We start from the raw sequence: 21,977 nt of genomic DNA on the forward strand, positions 1-21,977 counted from the left end.
AAGCCGTCGCTTTCTCGTTGAGTGCAAGCTGGTTTATTTTTCTGTTTTTTTTTGTGCGGTTTTTGCACATGTATTGTTTGGCTATGTGCGTTATTCAAACATAGAAGTCTCCTTAAACTCGACGCCACTCACCCCGTCACGGTTTAAGGAAACGCACAAATGACCAACCCCTCTAAACAGACCATCCGCGCAATGTCTGGCGCAACACCCGTCACCCAGCTTGACCCAGCCACCACCGCACTGCTGGTCATCGATTTCCAGAACGAATATTTCAACGGCAAAATGCCGATCCCCGACGGCGGCGCCGCGTTACATAACGCCCAGTTTCTGATCGAATTCGCCGACCAGCACAAGATCCCGGTCATTCACATCCAGCACCTCGCGCCAGCCGGTTCCGCAGTGTTTGCCCAGGACGGCAACACCGTCGATTTCCACCCACTGATGCAGCCGCGCGCTCAAGACACACTGGTGCAGAAGACCAGTGTCAGCGTGTTCGCCAGCACTGACCTGCACAACCAACTTCAGCACCTAGGCATCCGTACCCTGATCATCTGCGGGTTGATGACTCACGCCTGTGTCGCGGGTGCGGCCCGTGATGGTGCGGCGTTGGGCTACGCCATCGTGGTCGCGAGCGATGCATCGGCGACCCGGTCGATTACTCGCGCCAACGGTGAGTCGGTGACCCAGGACCAACTGCATGCCTCGGCACTCGCCGAAATTGAAGACACTTTTGGTGACGTGCTGACCACGTCCCAGGTCATCGGCTTGTCTGTGCGCTAACGGTCGGTCTTTCAGCACCCTAATTCAACTCGTCAAACAGGACTGCATCATGACTTGCACATTCGCCACTCCATCGAGCCGCCTTCTGCCCAAGCTGCTCAAATCTGCCGTCATCGGCCTGGGCTTGATAATGGGCCTCGGCCAGTTTGCTGCCGCCGCCGAGGCACCGGCTAACCCACACCCAACCATTCGCGCCATGTTCGGTGCCAAGCCAACTGACAAACTGGACGCCAAGACCACCGCACTGTTGGTGATCGACTTCCAGAATGAGTACTACACCGGCCGCATGCCGATCCCGGATGGCATGAAAGCCCTGGAAAACACCCAGCGCCTGATTGCATTCGCAGACAAGGAACACATCCAGGTGATCCACGTGCAGCACATCGCTCCAAATGGCGCCGCAGTATTTGCCAAAGATGGCAAGACCGTGGATTTCCATCCGCTGATGAAGCCGCGCCCACAAGATAAGGTGATTCAGAAAACCACCGTCAGCGTGTTCGCCAGCACCGATATTGATGCCCAGTTGAAGAACGCCGGGATCAAGACGCTGATCATTTCCGGCCTCATGACTCACGCCTGTGTCGCCGCTGCAGCCCGCGACGCCACGCCGTTGGGCTACGACGTTGTGGTAGCATCGGACGCTACGGCAACCCGCGCCATCACTCGCGCTAATGGGCGTTCGGTGACCAAGGACGAGCTGCATGATTCGGCGCTGGCCGAGATCGAAGACACTTTCGGTTCAGTGCTGACCACCGCGCAAATCGTCGCCTTGCCGGTTCACTGATCAGCCTGATCACTCATTGGAGTAACGCCCGCTTCATGAACCAGCTATCTGCCATGCGCGCCTTCCGGTGCATTGTCGAGGCCAAGGGCTTCTCTGCTGCGGCAGAGCGGCTGGACACCACCCACTCGACGATATCTCGGCAGTTGCAGCAGTTGGAACTTGAACTGGGCGTTCAGTTGATCAACCGCAATACCCGACGTTTCAGCCTGACCGGCCCTGGGGAGCAGTACTTCGCAGCCTGTGTCGATATTCTTGACCGCCTCGATGCGGCTACCCAGGCCATGGCACAGGGGCATCAGCGCCCCGAAGGCCTGTTGCGGGTCAGTGTGCCGCTGGTGGTGGGCACGCTGGATGTGCCGCACTGGCTGCCGGGGTTTCAGAAGCGTTATCCCGATATCGAACTCGAGCTGTGCTGCGACGACAAATTCGTTGACCTGGTGGCCGAGGGCTTCGATGTCGCCATCCGCATCGCCAGCGCTTTGGGCGATACCACGCTGATCGCCCGCACCCTCACCGTTTCAAAACGCGTGCTGGTGGCGTCGCCTGCCTACATCCACACCCACGGTTTACCGCGCACCGCCCAGGAACTCGACGAGCACCGCTTGCTGAGGTTTGTCGGGGAGGCGTCAGACTGGCAACTCACCTCGGCCCGTGGTGCAACCGTGAGCGTCACGCCCAAAGGCCAATTCAAGACCAACACCATCACTGCCTTGCACGCCGCCACACTGGCCGGCGCCGGCATCGGCTGCTTCACGCATGCGACGGTGCGCAACAACCTGGCGCAAGGGCAACTGGTGCCCATCCTGCCCAACTACTCGATGGGCGAGTGGCGTTATTACGCGCTGTACCCGCAATCCCGGCACTTGGCGCCCAAGGTCAGAGCGTTTGTGGATTACATGGCGGATTTTTACCAGGTGGATGCTAAAGCCGCCGTCTGAGAAAGGAAAAGGACAGATTTATTTGAGTCTCGTCACGCACTCCGTGCGAGGCAATCGAACCCCTGATTTCGGGAGAAACCAGGGGTTTTGTGATCTCTGGAGTTTGAAAATGTGCCGTTTCTAGATCAAGCGCCGGGCATATCCATGCGTCGGCCTATGACGTCCAGCAAATCGCAGCCGTCGCGCAATGGGATTGAACACAGCAAGGCAAAATCACTGAGAACAACGGCATCACTACTGATCTCGCTGCGCAGTGCAAGGTTCTCAAGGACTTGGGTGACGGCACGCAGCCGAAAACTCGCGGCATCGAGGAGGATTTCCAGGGGGACGGTGGTATCGACAAAAAGGGCAGGGGTGGCGCTGTCGTTGCTGGTGAGGGCTATGTATTGGTTCATGCGTTAAGTCCGTTCACTTAGAGGAATATGAGCCACGCATTTGTCGCCAAACAAAAGGTGGCCGCTGTACGCAGGTTGGCGAACCGGTATAAGAACGGACAAAGACCGGCAGACCCGAAGGTCTCCCACGCACAGCAGCCGTTGAGCAGCTTATTGCGTGCAGGCGCATCCCGCAAATCTGCCGGGAGACTTCTGCCGTCTTAATAGTCGAGTCGCCAAACCCGTTCGCCCTGTGGGCGACCGAGTGACTATAGGCTCGACGATTTTGAAGTGCGAGGCCGACGCTTCTGAACGGTTTGTAGGACGTTGCCTGGATTGCTGGGCATGGGCAGTCCTACCTACGAACCCTGCAACCTCGGGAGTGGCAAATCGAGTAAACGTTTGAAATTACAATTGTGCTAGGGAAATTTTTTCTCTAGCGTCCGTCTCCATGGCGACCCTTCGCAGTGAACGAAGCTGGAAATAAAAATCTATCCCGACGACCACGCGCCGCCGCACTTTCACGTGCAGACGCCGGATGGCGAGTCGCTGGTTCAGATAGAAGGGCTTGTTGTGCTCGGTACAGGGGCAGAAACAAAGGCCTTGAAAGCCGCCCTGCTTTGGGCAAAAGCTCATATCGCGGATCTCAAGCGCGTATGGGATGAACAAAACCGGAGGAACTGACTTATGACCAGCAAGCTTCGCATCTCTGCTGTGCAACCAGTTGCCGGCAAGCGTGCCTTACAGATCGAATGGAATAACGGCAAGCGGCATACCGTTGATCTTCTCGATCATATAAATGCCTTTCCGATCCTCAAACCTCTTCTGGATTTGGCTCGATTCGGCCAAGTAGAAGTCGGTGAGTGGGGGTTTGATGTGACGTGGGGTAACGACCTCGAACTGTCAGCTGTCACGCTGCACCGTCTAGCATTGGAGCAATCCGGTGAGGTGATGCTGACACAGGATTTCAGGCAGTGGATGCTCAGTAACAACCTGTCCCTTTCCGTAGCGGCTGTGGAGTTGGGGTTCTCTCGCAGGACCATCACCGCCTATAGCAGCGGCGCTGCTTTGATTCCCAAGCATGTGGGGCTGGCGTGTAAGGGCTGGGAGTACGAGCATAAAGGTTATAAAGGGCACTACGCCTGAACGTAACCGTATTTCGCTAAAAGGGCGGCCAATTAAGCCGCCCTAATACATTTTGTGAACTGCCGGCCCTCAATGCCGATGCCGATGATGCACATCCGGAAAATGCGCATGGCTATGCCGCATCACACTATGAACATGCACATGACTGTGCGGCTGCGCCGGGTCCCACTCAAACCCGTGCTCATGTTGATGATGTTCATCATGCACATGCCGATGCCCATGTTCCGTGGCGTCATGCAGATGCTCATGGGCATGCCGCTCCGTCAGGTGCAGCCACACGCCCACGGCCATCAACGCTGATGCAATCCAGAACGCCACCGTTACCGATTCCCCAAATGCCAGCAGGGCAACAGCCGCGCCGAGGAACGGCGCCGTCGAGAAGTAGGCGCCCGTGCGCGCACTGCCCAACCCGCGTAACGCCAGCACGAACATGACCAGGCTGATGCCATATCCCAAAAAACCAACCAGCAGGATAGGCGCCAGTTGTGCCACACCCGGAATCTGCGCGCCGAGGTAAAGCGCCAGGCCGCCATTCACCAGCCCGGCTATCAATCCCTTGGCGCCGGCGATGAACAGCGCGTCCGAGGCCGAGACTTTGCGCGTCAGGTTGTTATCAATCCCCCAGCATGCGCACGCCAATGCCACGGCAAACGGCCCAGTCCAGTCGTGGCTGGCGCCGCCGCCGTCGGGCCAGGACAACACCACGCCGCCCAGCACGATCGCGAGCATGCCGAGGACGATGCGGCGGTCGGCGTTTTCTTTGAACACCAGCCAGGCGATCACGGCGGTCAGCACCGACTCAAGGTTGAGCATCAGGGAGGCGGTCGCGCCGGCGGTGCGGGTAAGTCCGAACATCAGGGCAACCGGGCCGAGGATGCCGCCGAAGGCGATGGCGCCGAGCAGCCAGGGCCATTCAGGGCGGGTCAGCCCGCTGGGTTTCCAGCCGCGATCACGGATAAGACGCACAAAGGCCAAACCAATGCCGCTGCCGAGGTAGAGCAAGCCGGCAAGGAGTACGGGTGAAAGGTTCAGGCCGAGGCTTTTAGCGAGCGGAGTGCTGGCGCCGAACAGGGCGGCGGCGGCGAGTGCACAAAGAATACTGAGGTTCATGGGCCGTCCTCGAAAGGTTGACCCATGATACGTCGCTTGCGAGGGTCAGCGCCCTGACAACTTGATACTTACTGCGCGGTTTTCAACTTGATCACATCACCGGAAATCTTGGTGGTGTAACCATTCAGTACCCAGGCCCAGAACCATTTTTCCTGCACTTGGGTGTTGATCAGCGCATCGCCGCCTTTGGCCTTGATGGCGGCATCCTGGGCGCGCACGAAGCGACTGTTCTGGCCGATCGGGATGATGCCGAGCAACATCACGCCGGTGGCGCTGCCTTCACTGTGGCCCAAAACGGTGTATTGGCTGCTGTCGTACTGCGGGGATTTGATGGCGGTGCCGGTGCAGCCTGCGAGGGTGAAACCGAGAACAGCGGCTGCAACTACTTTACTGGCGTACTTCACTGTGTAACTCCATGGACTGACCCTCGGGATTCAATTCTCGAGGGGGGGGCTACTTTAATTCCTGCATTGGCAGATTGAAATGAATTACCCGGATGTTTCATTTTCAGGCCGGGCTGTAAGCCCAAGCCGTCAGCCCGAGGCCAACGCCGCTGGCATGTACTGATGACCCGTCACTGTGGCTGCCTGAGCAACGATTGAAAAAAGGGAACCGACTTAGCCACCTGTTCACTCACTCTTTCAGACTTCGATGCGTTCCATCCCAAGTCTGACCAATCAAAATGATGAGCAAGGTGGCTAACGTGTTGCAAGTAAACGCTAATGCAGTATCCCGCTCTGATGGCCTGGGTCACAGTGCCGACGTGAGCGCGTCTAAATTCCATGCTATCGCGTCGTTAGGTGTGAAGCTTGGGACCGGAAGCCAGAAAGATGTTTATCACTCTCAGCAGGATGCCAGGCAATGTGTCTGCCTGATTCGCCCCGGTACGACGGGAAACATCCCTGCGAGTGATTATGCAGAAAAAGAAATGCAACTGACCAAGCAGCTTAAAGACCTGGGCTTTCCAGTGGTCGATGCGCATGCGTTGGTGGCCTATAACGGCCAAGTGGGCCTTACCAAAGACTATATTCACCATGCGCTGGATTCTGAGGATGTGATTCATAACCGCCAGAGCCTTCCGAGTGATGAGAAGTTTAATACCAACGTTCAAAAGGACTGCGATTTTATAATCAACAAGCTCAAAGCTCACCACGTACATATTGAGGACTTGCAGTTCATCATCGATGGTTACGGGCGGGTGCGCATCAATGATCCCCGGGAGGTGGTGAGATCTTCGCCGGACAAAAGTATCAATAAGGTTCGCGAGTTACGGGCCGTTGCATTGAATAACTTGCTCGACGACAGCGACTGACCCACTTGGTGCATGCGCAAGGCAATGCTTGGGGTCATGGCCCGCCCTCGCCAGGTGGCCCATGCTACAACGGCAGGCGGGTTATTGAGCTTGCACGTAAACCCAAGCCGTCAGCCCCGACGCCAGCGCCACGGACACGCGCTTATAGTCCGACACCTCATACGCATCCGCTGCCGCCAGTTCCTGCGCGTTGATCTGAAAGACCATGCCTTCAACGCTGGCAGACTTTTCCTCGGTGGGCGCGACAATCGGGTGGTGGGTCTTGCCGCTGGTGGCCAGCACTTGCGGGTCGGTAATTTCTACCCAGCTTTGCGCATAGCCGAGCATCGCGTCGTGCTGGCCGACCAGTTCCCGGCCGAAGTTGGCCAGTTGCACGGCCTTGTCCTGCAAAGTGCCGTAGGAAAACAGCAGCACGGGAAATTGGGTGGAGAGTTCCATTGATGTTCCTTAAGCGAGTAGGTCTTCGTAAAAAGCGCCGTAGGGCTTGCTCGGGTGGGCGATCTGGATTTCCAGAATCCACAGCCCGGCGTTCGGATAGTGCTCGAAATCGCCCAGGTCGCCGCCGCGATGGATGGCATGGGGGAAGTCGCTGACGCGGTGGCCCTTGATGTCGAGGTTCAGTCGCCAGCCCATGGCTTGGGCTTGCTCTTGGGCATAGCGGTAAAGCTCAAGGCCTGCGACGTGGTCATTTTTCCAGCGCGATTGTACGCGGTCGAACAGCGCTTTGGCGGCGTTGGCGCAGGCGATCATGTCCGCGTCGTCGCCAACGGTAAAGGTGGCACCGGCGTCGCCTTCATGGCCTTGCCACACGGCGCCCATGTCGATGAAGAAAATATCGTTTTCGGCCAACACCGGGTCGCCGTCAGAGCGCTGGTTGAAGGCTTTGAGGGTGTTGGCGCCGAAACGCACCAGCAGCGGGTGCCAGATGCGTTGCATGTCGAGTTCGGCGAGTACCTGTTTGCCCTGTTCGCGGGCTTGGGATTCAAGCATGCCGGGGCGGATGCGTTGGGCGAGGTGTTCGATGGCTTGCCAGGTCATGGCTTGGGCGTAACGCATGGAGTCGATGCTGTAGGCGGCGCCCACGGCTTCATTGGGTTGTGCGGTCACCGGTGTTCCCTCGCATTCAGGCTGTGCTGGTCGTTATGCGTTTTACTATATAGCGATGCGATGGCACAGCCCAAACTCAAAAACACCACAGATCAAATGTGGGAGCAGGCAAGCCAGCTCCCACATGCTGTCAGAAATGCAGCCAGGCCAGGCTACCCAGCACCACCGCGACTCCACCTGCGGTGTAGGACATGCGCTTGAGCCACTCCTTGCGTGTCAGCAGCGTAATCGCCGCCAACGAAATTGCGATCTGAATCGCGGTCATTGCCTGCGCCCAGCGGTGATGCTGGTGCAGTGCTTCTTCGGATTTCTGGTCCCAATCCTTGGATGTCGCCTCAAGCTTCTCGGCCTGTTTGCGCACCTCTTCCTTCTGGCCCTTGTAGCGCTCGATCTCATCCTTGTAATGCGCCGCATCCACTCCCGGAATATGCGTGGCCAGCTCCGCCAGGTTCTGGCGGCTGGATTTGGCCTGGTAGTAGTTCCACTGGTTGGCGGCTTCGGTCTTGATGATGGCGGCGTTGTTCTTGTCCATCGCCGCTTCGCTTTCGGTGGAGCCGGCCTGGTAGCTGAGCATGGCGCCCAGGGTGGCCATCAAGGCGGTCATTACGGCGATGCGGCTGGCGAAATTATCACCGCGCCCGTGCGCATGTTCGGTGGTGTGTTCAATGTGTTTTTCGTGGGGGCTGGGGACTTCGAAGGCTTCGGACATGGGGGCGTCTATGAAGGGACTGAGGGAGACTGATTCTTTACCAGTGAAGCTGTCTCAATCCTGTACGTAACGCTGCAAACCCTGCACCAGCGCGTCGAATGTCACGCGGCAGCGCGGGCTGTTGCGCAGGTCTTCGTGCATGGTCACCCAGGTGTCCAATTTGAGCGCAAAGCCATCGGGCAATACCCGACGCAAACGCGGGTCGCGCTTGGCCAGTTGCACCTGGCAGCCGCCGATACCGGCACCGGCGCGGATCAGCGCCAATTGCGCCAGGTCGCTGTCGCTGCTGATGGCGAAGGCGCTACGTTCAAAGCCCTTGATGGCGAGGCTGCGGATAAACGCGTTTTGCTGGTCGAAACCGATCACCGAATGGCCCGCCAGATCCTCCATGTGTAGCGGCATGCCTTGCAGTTGCAGGTAGTCATCGCGGGCGTGCAGGCCCACTTCGATCAGGCCGATACGCTGCGCCAGCAGTTGCTCTTGGCTGGGGCGGACCATGCGTACGGCGATGTCGGCTTCCAGTTGCAGCAGGTCGCTGAGGCGGTTGGTCAGCACCAGCTCAACCCGCAGGTGTGGGTGTTGGCGGCGCAACTGGGTGATGATCGGCGGCAGCACTTCCACGCCGACCACTTCGCTGGCGGATACGCGCACCACGCCGCGCACTTCCTCGCCGTGGGCAGACGCGGCGCGCTCCAGGGCGGCGGCGGTGCGTTCCATGGTTTCGGCATGGGCGCGCAAGGTATGGGCCACGGCCGTCGGCAGCAGGCCGGCAGGCGAGCGGGTAAACAGCACCACGCCCAGCTCGGATTCCAGCGCAGCAATATGCCGCCCCACTGTGGGCTGCGTGATGCCAAGCTGCCGTGCGGCCCCTGACAACGATCCTTCCTTGAGTACGCCGAGGAATGACCGGTAAAGCTCCCATCCAATTGTCGATGCCATGCATAAATGTATAGCTGCTGGCTGGTCTTCGGCAATTTATCTATAGCGCGTTGGCTCACACACTGGCCTCCATCAACTCACTGCGGGAGGCCAGGCATGAACACGGTATTGGTACTGGGAGCGACAGGCGGGATTGGCGGCGAAGTGGCACGTCAGTTATTGGCCGACGGTTGGCAGGTAAAAGCACTGGCCCGCGATGTGGAAAAAGCCCGCAAGCAAAACACCGATTTCACCTGGGTGCAGGGCGACGCGATGAACCGTTCGGACGTGCTCGCCGCCGCCAAAGGTTGCTCGGTGATTGTGCATGGGGTTAACCCGCCCGGTTATCGCCGCTGGGCCGAACTGGTGGTGCCGATGATCGATAACACCATTGCAGCGGCGATCGCCGAAGGCGCAACGATTGTGCTGCCGGGCACCGTCTATAACTACGGCCCGGATGCGTTCCCGCGGGTCAGCGAAAGCTCGCCCCAACACCCGCACACCCGCAAAGGCGCGATTCGGGTACAGCTGGAGCGGCGCCTGCTGGATGCATCACGTAGCGGTGCGCGCGTGTTGATTGTGCGGGCCGGGGACTTCTTCGGCGCCAAGGCCGCGAACAGTTGGTTCTCCCAGGGCCTGGTCAAACCGGGCAAACCGGTGACTCGCGTAAGTTACCCGGGCGCGGTGGGCATGGCGCATCAATGGGCGTACCTGCCGGACGTGGCGCGCACGATGGTGCAGTTGCTGGCGCGCCGTGAAGGGCTGCCAGCGTTTGCAAGCTTTCATATGGCCGGGCATGTCGATACCGATGGTACCCAGATGGTTGAAGCCATTCGCCGTGTCATCCTGCGTCGGGCAGGCAGCACGCCCGCCGTAAGCGCGTTCCCCTGGTGGCTGCTGAAGCTGGCCGCGCCCTTTGTCGTCACCTTCCGCGAACTGCAGGAGATGCGTTACCTGTGGCAAACCCCGCTGGTGCTGGATAACCGTGAGTTATTGCAAACCCTCGGCAGCGAACCCCACACGCCGCTGGATGAGGCGGTTGAGGCCACTTTGATTGGCATGGGTAACCTGCCTAGCGCCGTCTGATCAGGCGCACATACACCGCGATATTCACCAGCAGCACCACGGCGCCCAGCCCCAGCTGAATCTGCGGGGTCAGCCCGGCCGGGTAGATCAGCGTAAGGAGGTAATGCTCGATAAAACCGCCGCCATAACCGTCCTGCCCGGCGAGGTGGCGCAGCAGGTTTTCCCAGCGGGTCAGCGGGCAGGGCAGGTGGAACACTTCCACCGCCACGCCCCAGGCTGCGGCCGGCAGGTGCAACCACATCACTGGCCGCCACTTGAGCGCCAGCAACCCGCCGAACAGCACGAACAGGATAAAACACAGGTGGAACAGCACCAGGCTGTCGGCGGCAATGCGATAGAACATGAAGAGGTTCGCTTTTATCAGGGCTGCAGTTGTGCTTGCAGGTAGTCGATAAACACCCGCAGTTTTTTTGGCGTGTTACTGCGGTTGAAGTAATACAGATACAACGCGCTGTGGGTGATCCAGTCGCCCAATACTTCTACCAATTCGCCAGTATGCAAGTAGGGCTCGACACTGGAGCGCGCCACGTAGGCAAAGCCGAAGCCGTCGAGCGCGCCGCGAATCATCAATTCGATGTCATTGGTGGCCAGCCGGCCCTTCACAGTGACCCGCATCGGCTTGCCGTCTTTTTCAAAATCCCAGCGGTGCATCAGGCCGGTCTGTGCGCTGCGGTAGTTGACGCACTCATGTTCAAGCAAGTCATGAGGGTGAGTGGGCAGTGTGCGCCCGTGTAAATAACCCGGCGTGGCGACGATCACGAAGCGCAGTTGCCGGGCCACCGGGATCACCACCATGTCTTCGGCCAGCACGTGGTCGTAGCGGATGCCTGCGTCAAAGCCCTGGGCGACGATGTCCACCAAGGCGTTATCCACGGCCACTTCCAGGTTGATCCCCGGATGCTGGCGCAGGAACCCTTGAAGCAGCGGCTGCAGCACCATCCGGCTGGCGGTGGAAGGCACGTTCAGGCGCAAGGTGCCGCTGGCCTCGACGGTGGCGGCGGCGACACTGTGCAGGCTGGTTTCCAGTTCTTCGAGCAGTGGCGTGATTTTTTCCAGCAATTGCGTACCGGCTTCGGTAAGGCTGACGCTGCGGGTGGTGCGATTTAGCAGGCGCACGCCGAGCTGTTTTTCCAGTGCGCCAACGCGCTGGCTCACGGTGGAGACCGACAGGCTCACGGCATCGGCCGCCTGGGTAAAGCTCTTGGTGCGGGCGACCTGCAGGAACAGGCGCAATTGTTGAAAATCAGGCGTGTCCATTGTGTGGTTTTTCCGGAAGGGGCATGTGGATTATGCATCTTTTTCACAGGAACGCCCGCGCGCATACTTTTTTCACACCCACGAGGAAGGCCATTTCATGACCGATTCAACTGCAAAACCTGTCTGGTTTATCACCGGCTGCTCCACCGGTTTTGGTCGCCAATTGGCGGTGCACACTTTGAGTCTCGGCTACCCGACGGTGGTCACTGCGCGCAACCCGCAGCAGGTGGAAGATATTGTTGCGGGCCATGAAGACATCGCCCTGGTGCTGGCGCTGGACGTGACCGATCAGGCCCAGGTCGACGCAGCGGTGCAGGCCGCGCAAGCCCGTTTCGGGCATATCGATGTGCTGGTCAACAACGCCGGTATCGGCTACTTCGGCGCGTTTGAAGAAAGTGACCTGGACGAAGTGCGCCGCATGTTCGAGATCAATGTGTGGGGCCTCAGCGCCATGACTCGCGCTGTGCTGCCGGGTATGCGCGCACGTCGCTCGGGCAGTGTGGTGAACATTTCGTCGGTGGGCGGGATTGCCGCGTTCCCGTCCTTGAGTTTCTACAACGCCACCAAGTTTGCGGTGGAGGGCTTGTCCGAAGCGCTGGCCCAGGAAGTCGCGCCGCTGGGCATCAAGGTGTTGCTGGTCGAACCAGGCCCGTTCCGCACCGACTGGGCCGGGCGTTCGGCCAATGAAGCTCCGCAGGCTATCGACGATTATCGCGATACAGCGGCGGCCCGCACCAGCCGAGTACGTAGCTACAGCGGCAAGCAACCGGGCGATCCGGTGCGTGCAGCGTTGGCCATCGTCAAGGCCGTGGAAGCCGAGCACCCGCCATTGCGCTTGCTATTGGGCAAGGCCGCGCTGGGCTTTGCACGTACCAAAGTCGAGGCGTTGAGCGCCGATTTTGACGCATGGGCCGAGGTGACCGAGGGCGCGGATTTCCCTGAATAGCGCCGCAGGGGAAGGGCCGCAACGGTTGCTTACACAGGCTGTAGGCCGTTATTGTGCTGAATCCTTTTAGTCCTTCCCCCAAGGTTCTGTTGCGATGAATGTACCGCGTACCGCAGTCGGTCCAATCAAGGCCGTGATTTTCGATATGGACGGGTTGTTGCTGGACACTGAAGGCATCTACACCGAAGTCACACAGATCATCGCCGAACGCTACGGCCGCACCTACGACTGGGGCATCAAGCAGCACATTATAGGCCGGGGCGCCCAGGACCTGGCTGACTATGTGGTGAAGGCGTTGGACTTGCCGATCACCCCGGCGGAGTTTCTGGAAATTCGCGAGCCTTTGATGAGCGAGCGTTTCCCCAAAGCCTTGGGCATGCCCGGTGCCGAAGCGCTGGTGCGGCACTTGAAGGCGCACAACATTCCGATTGCCGTGGGCACCAGTTCCTCGCGCAATTCGTTTGGCCACAAGACCACCTTGCACCGTGAGTGGTTTGGCTTGTTCGGCACTATCGTCACGGCCGATGACCCTGAAGTGGGGGCCGCCAAACCCGCGCCGGATATCTTCCTCACCGCCGCGCGCCGCTTGGGTGTCGCGCCCGAGGATTGCCTGGTGTTCGAAGATTCGCCGTTTGGCGTGACCGCCGCCAAGGCCGCCCACATGACCGCCATCGCCGTGCCCGATGAAGCCATGGCCGACAGTAAGTACCAGCATGCCGACCAGATCATCCGCCAGCTGGCGGACTTTGACCTGGCGGCCTACGGCTTGCCGCCAATGTCCTGAGCAAAATACGCTCAAAAAAATGTGGGAGCTGGCTTGCCTGCGATAGCGTCCTCAGATCGCCATCGCAGGCAAGCCAGCTCCCACATTTGGTTTTGCGGTGCGGCAGAAGTTTTAAGCGCTGAAACCACCATCGATGGTCAGGCTTGCACCTGTGATGTACCCGGCTTCCGGGCCAGCCAGATACGCCACGAAGCTGGCAATCTCCTCCACATGCCCATACCGCCCAACCGCCATCAAGCCAATCAAACTCGCTGCAAACTCACTGTCCGCCGGGTTCATATCGGTATCCACCGGCCCAGGCTGCACATTGTTAATGGTGATGCCACGCGGTCCCAGATCCCGTGCCAAGCCCTTGGTCAACCCCACCAGCGCCGCCTTGCTCATTGCATACGGCCCGCCACCGCCAAACGGCATGCGCTCGGCATTGGTGCTGCCGATATTGATCACGCGGCCGCCTTCGCCCATGTGCTTGGCCGCCTCCTGAGTGGCGATAAATACGCTGCGCACATTGATCGCCAGGGTCTGGTCGAAGTCTTCCAGCGTGAAGTCTTCCAGTGGCGCGATGGCCAGCACACCGGCGTTGTTCACCAGGATATCCAGGCGCCCAAAGGCTTTGACGGTGGCGTTGACGGCGTTGCGAATCGCCGAGGCATCGGCACTGTCGGCCTGAATGGCCAAGGCTTTGCCGCCTGCGCTGATCACGCTGTTTTGCAGTGCCTCGGCCTTGGCGGCGGAGCTGACGTAGGTAAAGGCGACGGCTGCGCCTTGCGCTGCCAGGCGCTTGACGATGGCAGCGCCAATGCCGCGGGAGCCGCCCTGGATCAATGCAACTTTGCCGCTGAGGGTGTGTGTGTTCATGTCGATCTCCAAGTAGTTGATGAGCCGAGTATCGGCCTCACCCACCCAAGCCGGTAGACCGTGATTGCTATAGTCTGTGTAAACCAAAAGTTTAGAGTGGTCGGTATGGAGAGCTTTGGCAGTATCGAATGTTTCGTGCGCAGCGCCGAAGGTGGCAGCTTCGCCGAAGCGGCCCGGCACCTGAGTTTGACCCCGGCGGCAGTCGGTAAAAGCGTCGCCAAGCTGGAAGCACGCCTCGGGGTTCGGCTGTTTCAGCGCAGCACCCGGCGGCTGACGCTGACCGAAGCCGGCAAGCTGTTCCTCGAAGAAGTCAGCGCCAGCCTCACCACCATCCAGAATGCCGTGGCCAACCTTGCCAGCGCCGAAGGGCGGCCGGTGGGAACCTTGAAAGTCAGCATGAGCACGGTGGTCGGCTGTTTATACATCGTGCCGTTGTTGGGGGAGTTTCTAAAACGTTTCCCCGATATCAGCCCCGACTGGCATTTTGACAATCGCCAGGTCGATCTGATTGGCCAGGGCTTCGACGCCGCACTGGGCGGCGGTTTTGAACTGCCTCAGGGCGTGGTCGCGCGAAAGCTCGCGCCGGCGCATCGGGTGCTGGTGGCCTCACCTGATTATCTGGCGACACGTACGAGGGTGTTGCAGCCTGAAGACCTTGAGCACTGCGATGGCATCCTGATTCGCTCGCCACAAACCGGCCGCGTGCGCTCCTGGCAACTGACCGGTCGCCACGGTGAGCACGGCCCGTTGAACCTCAAGGCACGTATGACGATGAGCGATTCCCAGGCGGCCTGCGTCGCGGCAGACCAGGCGTTGGGCATTGCGCTGGTGAGCATGCCATTTGCCGTGCCTTGGCTGGCGAGCGGCAAGTTAGTACGCGTACTGCCCGATTGGTATGTCGACGACGGCAACATCTCCCTCTACTACGCCGAACACAAACTGCTGCCCGGCAAGACCCGGGCGTTTGTGGACTTCATCATCGAGCAGTTTGCCGAGCAGAAACTGGGGCAAGCATTCAGCGCGATTTGATCAAGGCGATCTACCGGGTCGCGGCCAACGTCTGTGGTAAGGCGCCCGTTGTGGCGAGCAGGCTTGCCCTGCGTTGGGCTGCGGAGCAGCCCCAAATCCAGGCGCTGAGTACTTTCAGAAGGAACTTCAGTGTGTTTACTGGGGCCGCTGCGCAGCCCAACGCAGGGCAAGCCTGCTCGCCACAGGAGAATATGGATGCCTTCAGCGGTGGCCTGGCCAGCCGATCACTTTCTTCGGCCTTGGCGTTGCATAAGTCCTGATCTTCGACGTCGACAACCCCAGGCGCACCAGCGATTCGGCAATGGTGACCGCCGCCGTGACGCCATCCACCACCGGCACGCCGGTGCGCTTGCGGATCTGCTCATCCAGCCCAGCCATACCACCGCAGCCCAGGCAGATCACTTCGGCCTTGTCGTCGCGGATGGCCAGCTCCGCCTCGCGCACGATGGCTTGCATGGCGGCCAGCGGGTTTTCTTCCAGCTCCAGCACCGCCATGCCGCTGGCGCGTACCGAGGCGCAGCGTTGATACAGACCGGCGAGTTTCAGGCGGTCTTCAATCAACGGTACGGTGCGGTCCAGGGTAGTAACCACCGAATAGGCATGGCCCAGAAACATCGCCGTGCTGGCCGCCGCCTCGGTAATGTCCACCACCGGCACGTTGAGCAATTCCTGCAAACCTTCACGGCCATGTTCGCCGTAACCGGCCTGGATCACCGCATCAAACGGTTGGTCGTAGGCCATCACCCGGTCCATCACGGCGATGGCGGCCAGGTAGCTTTCAAAGTTGCCTTCCACTGATTCCGCGCCGAAGAACGGGGTGAGCCCCACGATCTCTGTGCCCGGTGACGCCACGGCCCGCGCCTGCTGGGCGATGGTTTCTGTGATTGACTCGGTGGTGTTGACGTTGACCACGAGGATGCGCATGGAATGTCCTTGATTAATGACTGACGTTATCGACTGCAATGCTTTCGCCGCTGACATCGGCGTAGAACGCTTGGCGCTTGGCGATCAGCAAGTACAACAGCCCTGCAATACCGGCGCCAAACAGCCAGGAAAACGGTGCGACGCTGGCAAAACCCGGCAACAGCGCCAGCAGAATGGCGATGACCGCCGCAGGAATAAACGCCGCGACCGCGCGTAAATTGACCCCGCGGCTGTAGTAATAAGCGCCATTCGGGTCTTCGCTATACAGCTGCAATACATCCACTTGGCTTTTACGGATCAGCCAGTAATCGACCATGATCACGCCATACAACGGCCCCAGCAGCGCGCCCAGCCCGGAGAGGAAATACACGATCACCAGCGGGCTGTTGTAGAGGTTCCACGGCAGGATCAGCACCGCCACGGTGGCGCTGATCAGCCCGGCACGCCGGAAGTTCAGGTACTTGGGCGCCAGGTTGCTCAGCACAAAGGCCGGTGCGACAAAGTTGGCCATGATGTTCACCGCCACGGTAACGATCAGGAACGCCAGGCAGCCGAGCACGAGGAAGAAGGTATTGGGGATGGCCGCGATGATTTCGGTCGGGCTTTCAATCACCCGGCCATTGAGCTGGAACTGCCCGCCGCAGAGCAATACGGTGATCGCGGCAAACACCAGGATATTCACCGGCAAGCCCCAGAAGTTGCCGACCAGGATGGTCTTGCGGCACGGCGAGGAGCGTGCAAAGTCGCAGAAATTGAGGATCAACGTGCCGTAGATACTCAGCCACAGCGCGCCACCGGCAAAAATGTTGCGCCACATCTCGCCGCCGCTCAAAGGCTCGCGGATCGACCAGGCGATATTGCCGCCGACCTGGAAGTACATCCAGCCGGCCAGCGACGCTACAGTCACCAGAATCACCGGCCCGGCGAAGGCTTCATAGCGGCGCACCATTTCCATGCCGTACGCCAGGATCGCCAACTGCACAAACCAGATCGTGATGAAACACGCCCAGCCCAAGGTCGACAGGCCGAGGATCGAGTTGTGGTCATAGTCGGCAAACCCTGGATGAATCGCCGACAGCAACACACGGAAAACCACCGAGGCCAGGTAGGTCTGGATACCAAACCAGGCAATTGCAATCACGGCGCGAATCAACGCCGGAATCTGCGCACCGTGAATGCCGAAACTGATACGGCTGATCACCGGGAACGGCACTCCAGTCTTCTGGCCCATAAACCCCGACAGGTTCATGAAGAAGTACACCAGCGCCGCGCCGATTCCCAGGGACAGCAGAATCTGCCAGCCGCCGAGGCCCAGTGCATACAAGCCAATGGCAAACGAATAGTTGGCGATGTTGTGCACGTCGTTGGTCCACAACGCAAAGATGCTGTAGCGCCCCCAGCGTCGGCCTTCGGCTTTAGTGGGTGCCAGGTCCTTGTTGTGCAAGCGTGGGCTGAGCACCAAGGGGCCAGGGCTTGTGGCCTTGGGGTTCAGGGCGGAGGAGGGCAGATCCAGTGCGATGTCATTCGAGAGGCTTGTACGCATTCCGGCAGGCTCCGGCGCATCTGCAGGTGCGCTGCAGATGGCAAAGTGTATGTATGTTTTGTATTTATTGTATACAAAGCGTCATTCACCTTAAGCCACATGCGTGCCAGTTTTGGATCTATGAAAATCAGGGTTAATTTCGTTTTTATAGGTCTGTTGAATAAATTGCTGAATTAAAAGCAATATAAATTGACCGGTTGAACAGGTATTTATTTTTTGATGGAGAGGCGCGCTAGTGAAGCGTCGAATAGCGTGGGGAAATGGGTGTTACGTTTTGGTGCGGATGACCCTGGATTGCACACATAAATGGCACTTATGGTTACATTGGTGTGTACATTTTTTATGGGGTCGCGCAAAACAAAATGTGGGAGCGGGCTTGTTGTGGCGAGGGAGCTTGCTCCCGTGCGACAGCGCAGTTGGAGTCGGCTTTTTAGGGCTGCTTCGCACCTCAGCGCAAGCAAGCTTGCTCGCCACAACAAGCCCACATTGACTAATTGCCCGCCAGGGAATCAAGCCTTGCTGATGATATTCCCCGCATGCAGCCCGCATTCCTTCTGCGTTGCCTCTTCCCACCACCAACGCCCTTCGCGCTCGTGCTGGTTGGGCAGTACCGGGCGGGTGCAGGGCTCGCAGCCGATGCTGATAAACCCGCGCTCATGCAGGCTGTTGTAGGGCAGCTCCAGCATGCGGATGTAACCCCAGACTTCCTCGCTGGTCATCTGCGCCAGCGGGTTGAATTTGTACAGCGTACGTTCCGGTGTCGAAAACGCCGTATCGATCTCCAGCGCCGCTACCTGGCTGCGAGTGCCGGGGCTCTGGTCGCGGCGTTGGCCGGTGGCCCAGGCGTTTACACCGGACAGTTTGCGGCGCAGCGGTTCGATCTTGCGCACGCCGCAGCATTCACCATGGCCGTCTTTATAGAAGCTGAACAGGCCCTTTTCCTTGACGAAGGGTTCCAGCTTGCTCTGGTCCGGCGAGATCAGCTCGATGTCGATTTTATAGAAGTCGCGCACCTGCTCGATAAACCGGTAGGTCTCCGGGTGCAGGCGGCCGGTGTCGAGGCTGAACACCTTGACGTTCTTGTTCAGCTTCCAAGCCATATCGACCAGCACCACATCCTCGGCACCGCTGAAGGAAATCCACAGGTCATCACCGAACTGGCTGAATGCCAGCTTGAGAATGTCCTGGGCGGATTTGTTGGCATAAGTCGCGGCGAGTTCAGCGACGTCGAAGGCTTGGTTCATCAGGACGGTTCCTACAGGTCAGTGGCGCTGAGCGCTCTATAGGGGAGCGATGGTATCAAAATCCGCTCTGCGTTGCGGCGCCGCGCTTGAATCGCTAGAGTTCGGCAGTCCTTTTGCTCGCTCAACTAACAACATCCAATAGGAGTGTCTTGTGGAAATTGCCTGTCTCGACCTGGAAGGGGTGCTGGTTCCGGAAATCTGGATCGCCTTCGCCGAAAAAACCGGTATTGAATCCCTGCGGGCCACCACCCGTGACATTCCCGACTACGACGTGTTGATGAAGCAGCGCCTGCGCATTCTTGACGAGCATGGGCTCAAGCTCGCCGATATCCAGGAAGTGATCGCCACCCTCAAGCCGCTGGACGGTGCCATCGAGTTCGTCAACTGGCTGCGCGAACGCTTCCAGGTGGTGATTCTGTCGGACACCTTCTATGAGTTCTCCCAGCCGTTGATGCGCCAGCTCGGTTTCCCGACCTTGTTGTGCCACCGCCTGATCACTGATGAAAATGATCGAGTGGTGAGCTATCAACTGCGTCAGAAGGACCCCAAGCGCCAGTCCGTGCTGGCGTTCAAGACGCTTTACTACCGCGTGATCGCCGCTGGCGACTCCTACAACGACACCACAATGCTGGGCGAAGCTGATCGTGGGATTCTGTTCCATGCGCCGGAAAATGTGATTCGCGAGTTCCCGCAGTTCCCAGCGGTGCATACCTTTGAGGACTTGAAGAAAGAGTTCATCAAGGCGTCGAATCGGCAGTTGAGCCTGTAAGTGACTCAGCGCTGTTGACGGCCCCATCGCAGGCAAGCCAGCTCCCACACTGAATGCGGTCAACCTGTGGGATCTGGCTTGCCCGCGATGAGGCCCGTGCGGCCACTGCCTAAACCCCGGCCAGTAACCGCTCATATGGAATGCTCAAGCCTTCATGCAGCCGCTTGATCATCGACAGGCTCAGCTTGCGCTTGTGGTTCAGCACCTCTGACACCCGCCCACTGGTGCCGATAAAGGGCTCCAGATCACGGGCAGTCATGCCTAATTGCTCCATGCGAAATCTGATCGCCTCCACTGGGTCCGAAGGCGGCATGGGAAAGTGTTCCGCCTCGTATTTCTCAATAAGCACGGCGAGAATTTCCAGCTCGTCACCCTCTGGCGAGCCGATGTCTGCGCCCCAGAGCTGCTCCACACGCACAAGCGCAGCGGTCAGGTCTTCCTGGGAATGAATAGGTTTGATGTTCATCACACGGTCTCCGCGTTTATCTGGTCGTACTGCATATGGGTTCCCACGAAACGCACAAACCCCAGCTGTCGTTGATAGTCGATCGCCATGATCACTCGATACTTGTTGCCGCCCACGTTGAAAACAACCCTGCTGCCCTTGAGAATGCTCGCCGTTCTAAGCTCCGCCTTGAGCGCCTGTGGCGTTGTGTAAGTGGTCCTCTCCATATGGCGATACAGCTCGACCAGCGGTGTCTTGGCATCGGTATAAGCGCGATGGCTTTCCCAGAATGTCCGTAAGGTAGAGAGGGCGATTATCCGCATCGTTGCTCCCTCCCAATTTGGGAGATATTAGGTGGGGTTGGTGTGAGATGCAATCCCGGAAATAATTTCTGACGAGTAGGCATTCGCTTCATGTGATCCTTCACAGGTGGCGGGTGGACGGTCTGAGCCGGACGCTATCCGCCCGCTCATACTGCGTCCACAGCCGTTCTGATTCAGGTTTTTTCAGTCGCTGGGCGCCGGGTGCGAGCGCCAGGAAAGGCGGGGTGCTACAGGTTTTCCAAAGTGTGTAACAAGACCTGCACCTTGGTCAGCGACTCTTGGTACTCCGCCTCCCAGTGCGAATCCGCCACGATCCCGCCACCGCCCCAGCAGTTCACGTGCCCATCCTTGACCAGCAAACTGCGGATGGCGATGGAGCTGTCCATTTCGCCGCGTACATCCAGATACACCAGCGAGCCGCAGTACAACCCGCGCCGGGTCGGCTCCAGCTCATCGATGATCTGCATCGCGCGGATCTTCGGCGCGCCGGTGATGGAGCCGCCAGGGAAGCTGCCGGCGATCAGGTCGAGGGCGTCTTTGTCGTCAGCCAGCACGCCCGTCACGCTGCTCACCAAATGGTGCACATTGGGGTAGCTTTCCAGGCTGAACAACTCCGGCACTTTCACCGAGCCGGTGCGGCAAGTGCGGCCCAGATCGTTGCGCAGCAGGTCGACGATCATCAGGTTTTCGGCGCGATCCTTGGGGCTGGCCAGGAGTTCAGCGGCGTTAGCGGCGTCTTCTTGCGGCGTCAAACCTCGCGGGCGGGTGCCTTTGATCGGGCGAGTTTCGACCTGGCGCTCGCTGATCTGCACGAAGCGTTCTGGCGACAGACTGAGTACCGCGCCGTCATCGGGCAGGCTCTGAAACCCGGAAAAAGGTGTAGGGCAGGCCTCACGCAGTGCGCAATACGCGACCCAGGGATCGCCGGCACAGGGCGCGCGAAAACGTTGCGCAAAGTTGACCTGGTAGCAGTCGCCTGCCTGGATGTAGTCCTGGATTCGCACGATGGCCTGTCGGTAGGCCTCGGGCGTGAGGTCCGGCGCCATGGGACCGTTCAGCTTGAACGTGTCAGACGATTGAGCCGCAGGTTGCTCAAACAGGGCGATCAACCGTAGGCGTTCACTGTTTGCGAATGCGGGGTGAAATACCAACTGGCTGGTCTGCGCCTGGTGATCGCTGATCAGTGCCCAGGCATACAGCCCGAAACGCGCATCCGGCAGGTGCAGGTCATCCACGGCCCAATCAGGCAGTTGCTCCAGGTGCCGGCCAAAGTCGTAACTCAAGTAGCCAATCAAGCCGCCAGCAAACGGTAGCGCATAACCTGCAGGCAGATGCGCTTCGCCTAACTGCGTCAGATTTGTCCGTAAGCGTTGCAGGAAATCACCACCACTTTCGTCAGGCGCTACCGTCAATGTCGCTTGCGGCCAGGCGCTGAGCAGGTCATAACGCCCGCGTTCGGCAGCCGGGCGACCACTGTCGAGCAGCACTGCGCCGGGGGCATGACGAATTGCCGCAAAGTAGTCGGCGGGGTTGGCCCGGTAGGGCAGCGGGTGTACGGAGCAGGTCGACATTGCGGGGTGGATCAGCCGGT

The 21,977-nt window shown here is 59.3% G+C and carries 27 protein-coding genes; 11 read left to right on the forward strand and 16 right to left on the reverse strand.

Translation table 11 applies throughout. The features are described from left to right. Nucleotides 1-159 precede the first annotated feature (159 nt). From P5706_RS07990 to P5706_RS08000, 3 genes are read left to right on the forward strand one after another with little or no spacing between them, the layout of a single operon-like run. Nucleotides 160-780: a cysteine hydrolase family protein gene (locus P5706_RS07990; protein WP_285678924.1), complete on the forward strand. Its 621-nt coding sequence runs from the start codon at nt 160-162 to the stop codon at nt 778-780. A gap of 49 nt (nt 781-829) precedes the next feature. Beyond that, nucleotides 830-1,564 (forward strand): isochorismatase family protein, encoded by a 735-nt coding sequence (locus P5706_RS07995; protein WP_285678925.1) that lies wholly within the window; start codon nt 830-832, stop codon nt 1,562-1,564. A gap of 35 nt (nt 1,565-1,599) precedes the next feature. Then, nucleotides 1,600-2,502, forward strand: a complete 903-nt coding sequence (locus P5706_RS08000; RefSeq protein ID WP_285678926.1) for a LysR family transcriptional regulator — start codon at nt 1,600-1,602, stop codon at nt 2,500-2,502. 125 nt (nt 2,503-2,627) lie between these two features. Here the strand turns inward: P5706_RS08000 and P5706_RS08005 are convergent, their stop codons facing one another. After that, the gene (locus tag P5706_RS08005; protein WP_017138315.1) at nt 2,628-2,897 is read right to left on the reverse strand and encodes a hypothetical protein; all 270 of its coding nucleotides are present in this window, start codon (nt 2,895-2,897) and stop codon (nt 2,628-2,630) included. 468 nt (nt 2,898-3,365) lie between these two features. Here P5706_RS08005 and P5706_RS37010 point away from each other — a divergent pair, with 468 nt between their 5' ends. Next, complete coding sequence (locus P5706_RS37010; protein ID WP_074854473.1) at nt 3,366-3,560, forward strand: DUF4160 domain-containing protein; 195 nt, start codon at nt 3,366-3,368, stop codon at nt 3,558-3,560. Nucleotides 3,561-3,563: 3 nt separating this feature from the next. Then, nucleotides 3,564-4,022 carry a DUF2442 domain-containing protein gene (locus P5706_RS08010; protein ID WP_285678927.1) on the forward strand — a complete coding sequence of 153 codons (459 nt, stop codon included), beginning with the start codon at nt 3,564-3,566 and terminating at the stop codon, nt 4,020-4,022. A gap of 69 nt (nt 4,023-4,091) precedes the next feature. On the opposite strand, the gene P5706_RS08015 is transcribed toward P5706_RS08010, so the two are convergent. Then, on the reverse strand, nt 4,092-5,132 hold the full coding sequence (locus tag P5706_RS08015; RefSeq protein WP_285678928.1) for a DMT family transporter: 1,041 nt from the start codon (nt 5,130-5,132) through the stop codon (nt 4,092-4,094). A 68-nt stretch (nt 5,133-5,200) separates the two neighbouring features. Beyond that, nucleotides 5,201-5,536: a hypothetical protein gene (locus P5706_RS08020; protein ID WP_285678929.1), complete on the reverse strand. Its 336-nt coding sequence runs from the start codon at nt 5,534-5,536 to the stop codon at nt 5,201-5,203. A 299-nt stretch (nt 5,537-5,835) separates the two neighbouring features. Here P5706_RS08020 and hopBF1 point away from each other — a divergent pair, with 299 nt between their 5' ends. Next, nucleotides 5,836-6,444, forward strand: coding sequence for a T3SS effector protein kinase HopBF1 (gene hopBF1, locus P5706_RS08025; RefSeq protein ID WP_285678930.1), 609 nt, complete (start codon nt 5,836-5,838; stop codon nt 6,442-6,444). A gap of 81 nt (nt 6,445-6,525) precedes the next feature. Here the strand turns inward: hopBF1 and P5706_RS08030 are convergent, their stop codons facing one another. From P5706_RS08030 to P5706_RS08045, 4 genes are all read right to left on the reverse strand, one after another. Further along, nucleotides 6,526-6,882, reverse strand: a complete 357-nt coding sequence (locus P5706_RS08030) for a gamma-glutamylcyclotransferase family protein (protein ID WP_285678931.1) — start codon at nt 6,880-6,882, stop codon at nt 6,526-6,528. A gap of 9 nt (nt 6,883-6,891) precedes the next feature. Beyond that, nucleotides 6,892-7,551: a M24 family metallopeptidase gene (locus P5706_RS08035; protein WP_200432289.1), complete on the reverse strand. Its 660-nt coding sequence runs from the start codon at nt 7,549-7,551 to the stop codon at nt 6,892-6,894. Between the two features lie 130 nt (nt 7,552-7,681). Then, entirely contained in the window at nt 7,682-8,260 is a 579-nt protein-coding gene (locus tag P5706_RS08040) for a DUF4337 domain-containing protein (protein WP_285678932.1), read from the reverse strand. 54 nt (nt 8,261-8,314) lie between these two features. Further along, complete coding sequence (locus tag P5706_RS08045) at nt 8,315-9,199, reverse strand: LysR family transcriptional regulator (RefSeq protein WP_285678933.1); 885 nt, start codon at nt 9,197-9,199, stop codon at nt 8,315-8,317. A 96-nt stretch (nt 9,200-9,295) separates the two neighbouring features. Between P5706_RS08045 and P5706_RS08050 the strand changes: the two genes are divergently transcribed. Continuing rightward, nucleotides 9,296-10,264, forward strand: a complete 969-nt coding sequence (locus P5706_RS08050; protein WP_285678934.1) for an SDR family oxidoreductase — start codon at nt 9,296-9,298, stop codon at nt 10,262-10,264. Here the strand turns inward: P5706_RS08050 and P5706_RS08055 are convergent. Next, nucleotides 10,251-10,607 carry a DUF2784 domain-containing protein gene (locus P5706_RS08055; protein ID WP_285678935.1) on the reverse strand — a complete coding sequence of 119 codons (357 nt, stop codon included), beginning with the start codon at nt 10,605-10,607 and terminating at the stop codon, nt 10,251-10,253. The genes P5706_RS08050 and P5706_RS08055 overlap by 14 nt on opposite strands. A gap of 17 nt (nt 10,608-10,624) precedes the next feature. Further along, complete coding sequence (locus P5706_RS08060; RefSeq protein WP_138814326.1) at nt 10,625-11,521, reverse strand: LysR family transcriptional regulator; 897 nt, start codon at nt 11,519-11,521, stop codon at nt 10,625-10,627. 97 nt (nt 11,522-11,618) lie between these two features. Between P5706_RS08060 and P5706_RS08065 the strand changes: the two genes are divergently transcribed. Next, on the forward strand, nt 11,619-12,467 hold the full coding sequence (locus P5706_RS08065; protein ID WP_200432295.1) for an oxidoreductase: 849 nt from the start codon (nt 11,619-11,621) through the stop codon (nt 12,465-12,467). Between the two features lie 94 nt (nt 12,468-12,561). Beyond that, nucleotides 12,562-13,251: an HAD-IA family hydrolase gene (locus P5706_RS08070; protein ID WP_200432296.1), complete on the forward strand. Its 690-nt coding sequence runs from the start codon at nt 12,562-12,564 to the stop codon at nt 13,249-13,251. 111 nt (nt 13,252-13,362) lie between these two features. On the opposite strand, the gene P5706_RS08075 is transcribed toward P5706_RS08070, so the two are convergent. After that, the gene (locus tag P5706_RS08075; protein WP_200432297.1) at nt 13,363-14,109 is read right to left on the reverse strand and encodes a 3-oxoacyl-ACP reductase family protein; all 747 of its coding nucleotides are present in this window, start codon (nt 14,107-14,109) and stop codon (nt 13,363-13,365) included. A 105-nt stretch (nt 14,110-14,214) separates the two neighbouring features. Between P5706_RS08075 and P5706_RS08080 the strand changes: the two genes are divergently transcribed. Beyond that, on the forward strand, nt 14,215-15,138 hold the full coding sequence (locus tag P5706_RS08080) for a LysR family transcriptional regulator (protein WP_285678937.1): 924 nt from the start codon (nt 14,215-14,217) through the stop codon (nt 15,136-15,138). A 201-nt stretch (nt 15,139-15,339) separates the two neighbouring features. Here P5706_RS08080 and P5706_RS08085 read toward each other — a convergent pair whose 3' ends face one another. The 3 genes from P5706_RS08085 to P5706_RS08095 form a co-directional block, all read right to left on the reverse strand. Beyond that, nucleotides 15,340-16,062, reverse strand: coding sequence for an aspartate/glutamate racemase family protein (locus tag P5706_RS08085; RefSeq protein ID WP_285678938.1), 723 nt, complete (start codon nt 16,060-16,062; stop codon nt 15,340-15,342). Nucleotides 16,063-16,075: 13 nt separating this feature from the next. Further along, a complete protein-coding gene (locus P5706_RS08090; protein ID WP_285678939.1) occupies nt 16,076-17,605 on the reverse strand; it encodes an NCS1 family nucleobase:cation symporter-1 in 1,530 nt (509 codons plus the stop codon). A 509-nt stretch (nt 17,606-18,114) separates the two neighbouring features. Beyond that, nucleotides 18,115-18,849 carry a phosphoadenylyl-sulfate reductase gene (locus tag P5706_RS08095; protein ID WP_017134733.1) on the reverse strand — a complete coding sequence of 245 codons (735 nt, stop codon included), beginning with the start codon at nt 18,847-18,849 and terminating at the stop codon, nt 18,115-18,117. Between the two features lie 151 nt (nt 18,850-19,000). Here P5706_RS08095 and thrH point away from each other — a divergent pair, with 151 nt between their 5' ends. Beyond that, a complete protein-coding gene (thrH, locus tag P5706_RS08100; protein ID WP_065929901.1) occupies nt 19,001-19,618 on the forward strand; it encodes a bifunctional phosphoserine phosphatase/homoserine phosphotransferase ThrH in 618 nt (205 codons plus the stop codon). Nucleotides 19,619-19,727: 109 nt separating this feature from the next. Here thrH and P5706_RS08105 read toward each other — a convergent pair whose 3' ends face one another. The 3 genes from P5706_RS08105 to pabB form a co-directional block, all read right to left on the reverse strand. Beyond that, a complete protein-coding gene (locus P5706_RS08105) occupies nt 19,728-20,084 on the reverse strand; it encodes a helix-turn-helix domain-containing protein (protein ID WP_017134735.1) in 357 nt (118 codons plus the stop codon). Continuing rightward, complete coding sequence (locus P5706_RS08110; RefSeq protein ID WP_200432302.1) at nt 20,084-20,386, reverse strand: type II toxin-antitoxin system HigB family toxin; 303 nt, start codon at nt 20,384-20,386, stop codon at nt 20,084-20,086. The genes P5706_RS08105 and P5706_RS08110 overlap by 1 nt, the downstream gene beginning before the upstream one ends. A gap of 227 nt (nt 20,387-20,613) precedes the next feature. Beyond that, complete coding sequence (gene pabB, locus P5706_RS08115; protein ID WP_285678940.1) at nt 20,614-21,957, reverse strand: aminodeoxychorismate synthase component I; 1,344 nt, start codon at nt 21,955-21,957, stop codon at nt 20,614-20,616. Nucleotides 21,958-21,977: the final 20 nt, after the last annotated feature.

The sequence above is a fragment of the Pseudomonas sp. ChxA genome (assembly GCF_030263855.1).
Lineage (GTDB): Bacteria > Pseudomonadota > Gammaproteobacteria > Pseudomonadales > Pseudomonadaceae > Aquipseudomonas > Aquipseudomonas fluorescens_CB.

Bases quoted from the DNA above. Each gene is read 5' to 3' on its own strand.
- P5706_RS08010 (WP_285678927.1), top strand. From the start codon at position 3,564: ATGACCAGCAAGCTTCGCATCTCTGCTGTGCAACCAGTTGCCGGCAAG.
- P5706_RS08090 (WP_285678939.1), bottom strand. From the start codon at position 17,605: ATGCGTACAAGCCTCTCGAATGACATCGCACTGGATCTGCCCTCCTCC.
- P5706_RS07995 (WP_285678925.1), top strand. From the start codon at position 830: ATGACTTGCACATTCGCCACTCCATCGAGCCGCCTTCTGCCCAAGCTG.
- P5706_RS08050 (WP_285678934.1), top strand. From the start codon at position 9,296: ATGAACACGGTATTGGTACTGGGAGCGACAGGCGGGATTGGCGGCGAA.
- P5706_RS08005 (WP_017138315.1), bottom strand. From the start codon at position 2,897: ATGAACCAATACATAGCCCTCACCAGCAACGACAGCGCCACCCCTGCC.
- P5706_RS08040 (WP_285678932.1), bottom strand. From the start codon at position 8,260: ATGTCCGAAGCCTTCGAAGTCCCCAGCCCCCACGAAAAACACATTGAA.
- P5706_RS08030 (WP_285678931.1), bottom strand. From the start codon at position 6,882: ATGGAACTCTCCACCCAATTTCCCGTGCTGCTGTTTTCCTACGGCACT.
- P5706_RS08075 (WP_200432297.1), bottom strand. From the start codon at position 14,109: ATGAACACACACACCCTCAGCGGCAAAGTTGCATTGATCCAGGGCGGC.
- P5706_RS08065 (WP_200432295.1), top strand. From the start codon at position 11,619: ATGACCGATTCAACTGCAAAACCTGTCTGGTTTATCACCGGCTGCTCC.
- P5706_RS08105 (WP_017134735.1), bottom strand. From the start codon at position 20,084: ATGAACATCAAACCTATTCATTCCCAGGAAGACCTGACCGCTGCGCTT.
- P5706_RS08095 (WP_017134733.1), bottom strand. From the start codon at position 18,849: ATGAACCAAGCCTTCGACGTCGCTGAACTCGCCGCGACTTATGCCAAC.
- P5706_RS08060 (WP_138814326.1), bottom strand. From the start codon at position 11,521: ATGGACACGCCTGATTTTCAACAATTGCGCCTGTTCCTGCAGGTCGCC.
- P5706_RS08000 (WP_285678926.1), top strand. From the start codon at position 1,600: ATGAACCAGCTATCTGCCATGCGCGCCTTCCGGTGCATTGTCGAGGCC.
- P5706_RS08080 (WP_285678937.1), top strand. From the start codon at position 14,215: ATGGAGAGCTTTGGCAGTATCGAATGTTTCGTGCGCAGCGCCGAAGGT.
- P5706_RS07990 (WP_285678924.1), top strand. From the start codon at position 160: ATGACCAACCCCTCTAAACAGACCATCCGCGCAATGTCTGGCGCAACA.
- P5706_RS08045 (WP_285678933.1), bottom strand. From the start codon at position 9,199: ATGGCATCGACAATTGGATGGGAGCTTTACCGGTCATTCCTCGGCGTA.
- pabB (WP_285678940.1), bottom strand. From the start codon at position 21,957: ATGTCGACCTGCTCCGTACACCCGCTGCCCTACCGGGCCAACCCCGCC.
- P5706_RS08085 (WP_285678938.1), bottom strand. From the start codon at position 16,062: ATGCGCATCCTCGTGGTCAACGTCAACACCACCGAGTCAATCACAGAA.
- P5706_RS08055 (WP_285678935.1), bottom strand. From the start codon at position 10,607: ATGTTCTATCGCATTGCCGCCGACAGCCTGGTGCTGTTCCACCTGTGT.
- P5706_RS08070 (WP_200432296.1), top strand. From the start codon at position 12,562: ATGAATGTACCGCGTACCGCAGTCGGTCCAATCAAGGCCGTGATTTTC.
- P5706_RS08015 (WP_285678928.1), bottom strand. From the start codon at position 5,132: ATGAACCTCAGTATTCTTTGTGCACTCGCCGCCGCCGCCCTGTTCGGC.
- P5706_RS08110 (WP_200432302.1), bottom strand. From the start codon at position 20,386: ATGCGGATAATCGCCCTCTCTACCTTACGGACATTCTGGGAAAGCCAT.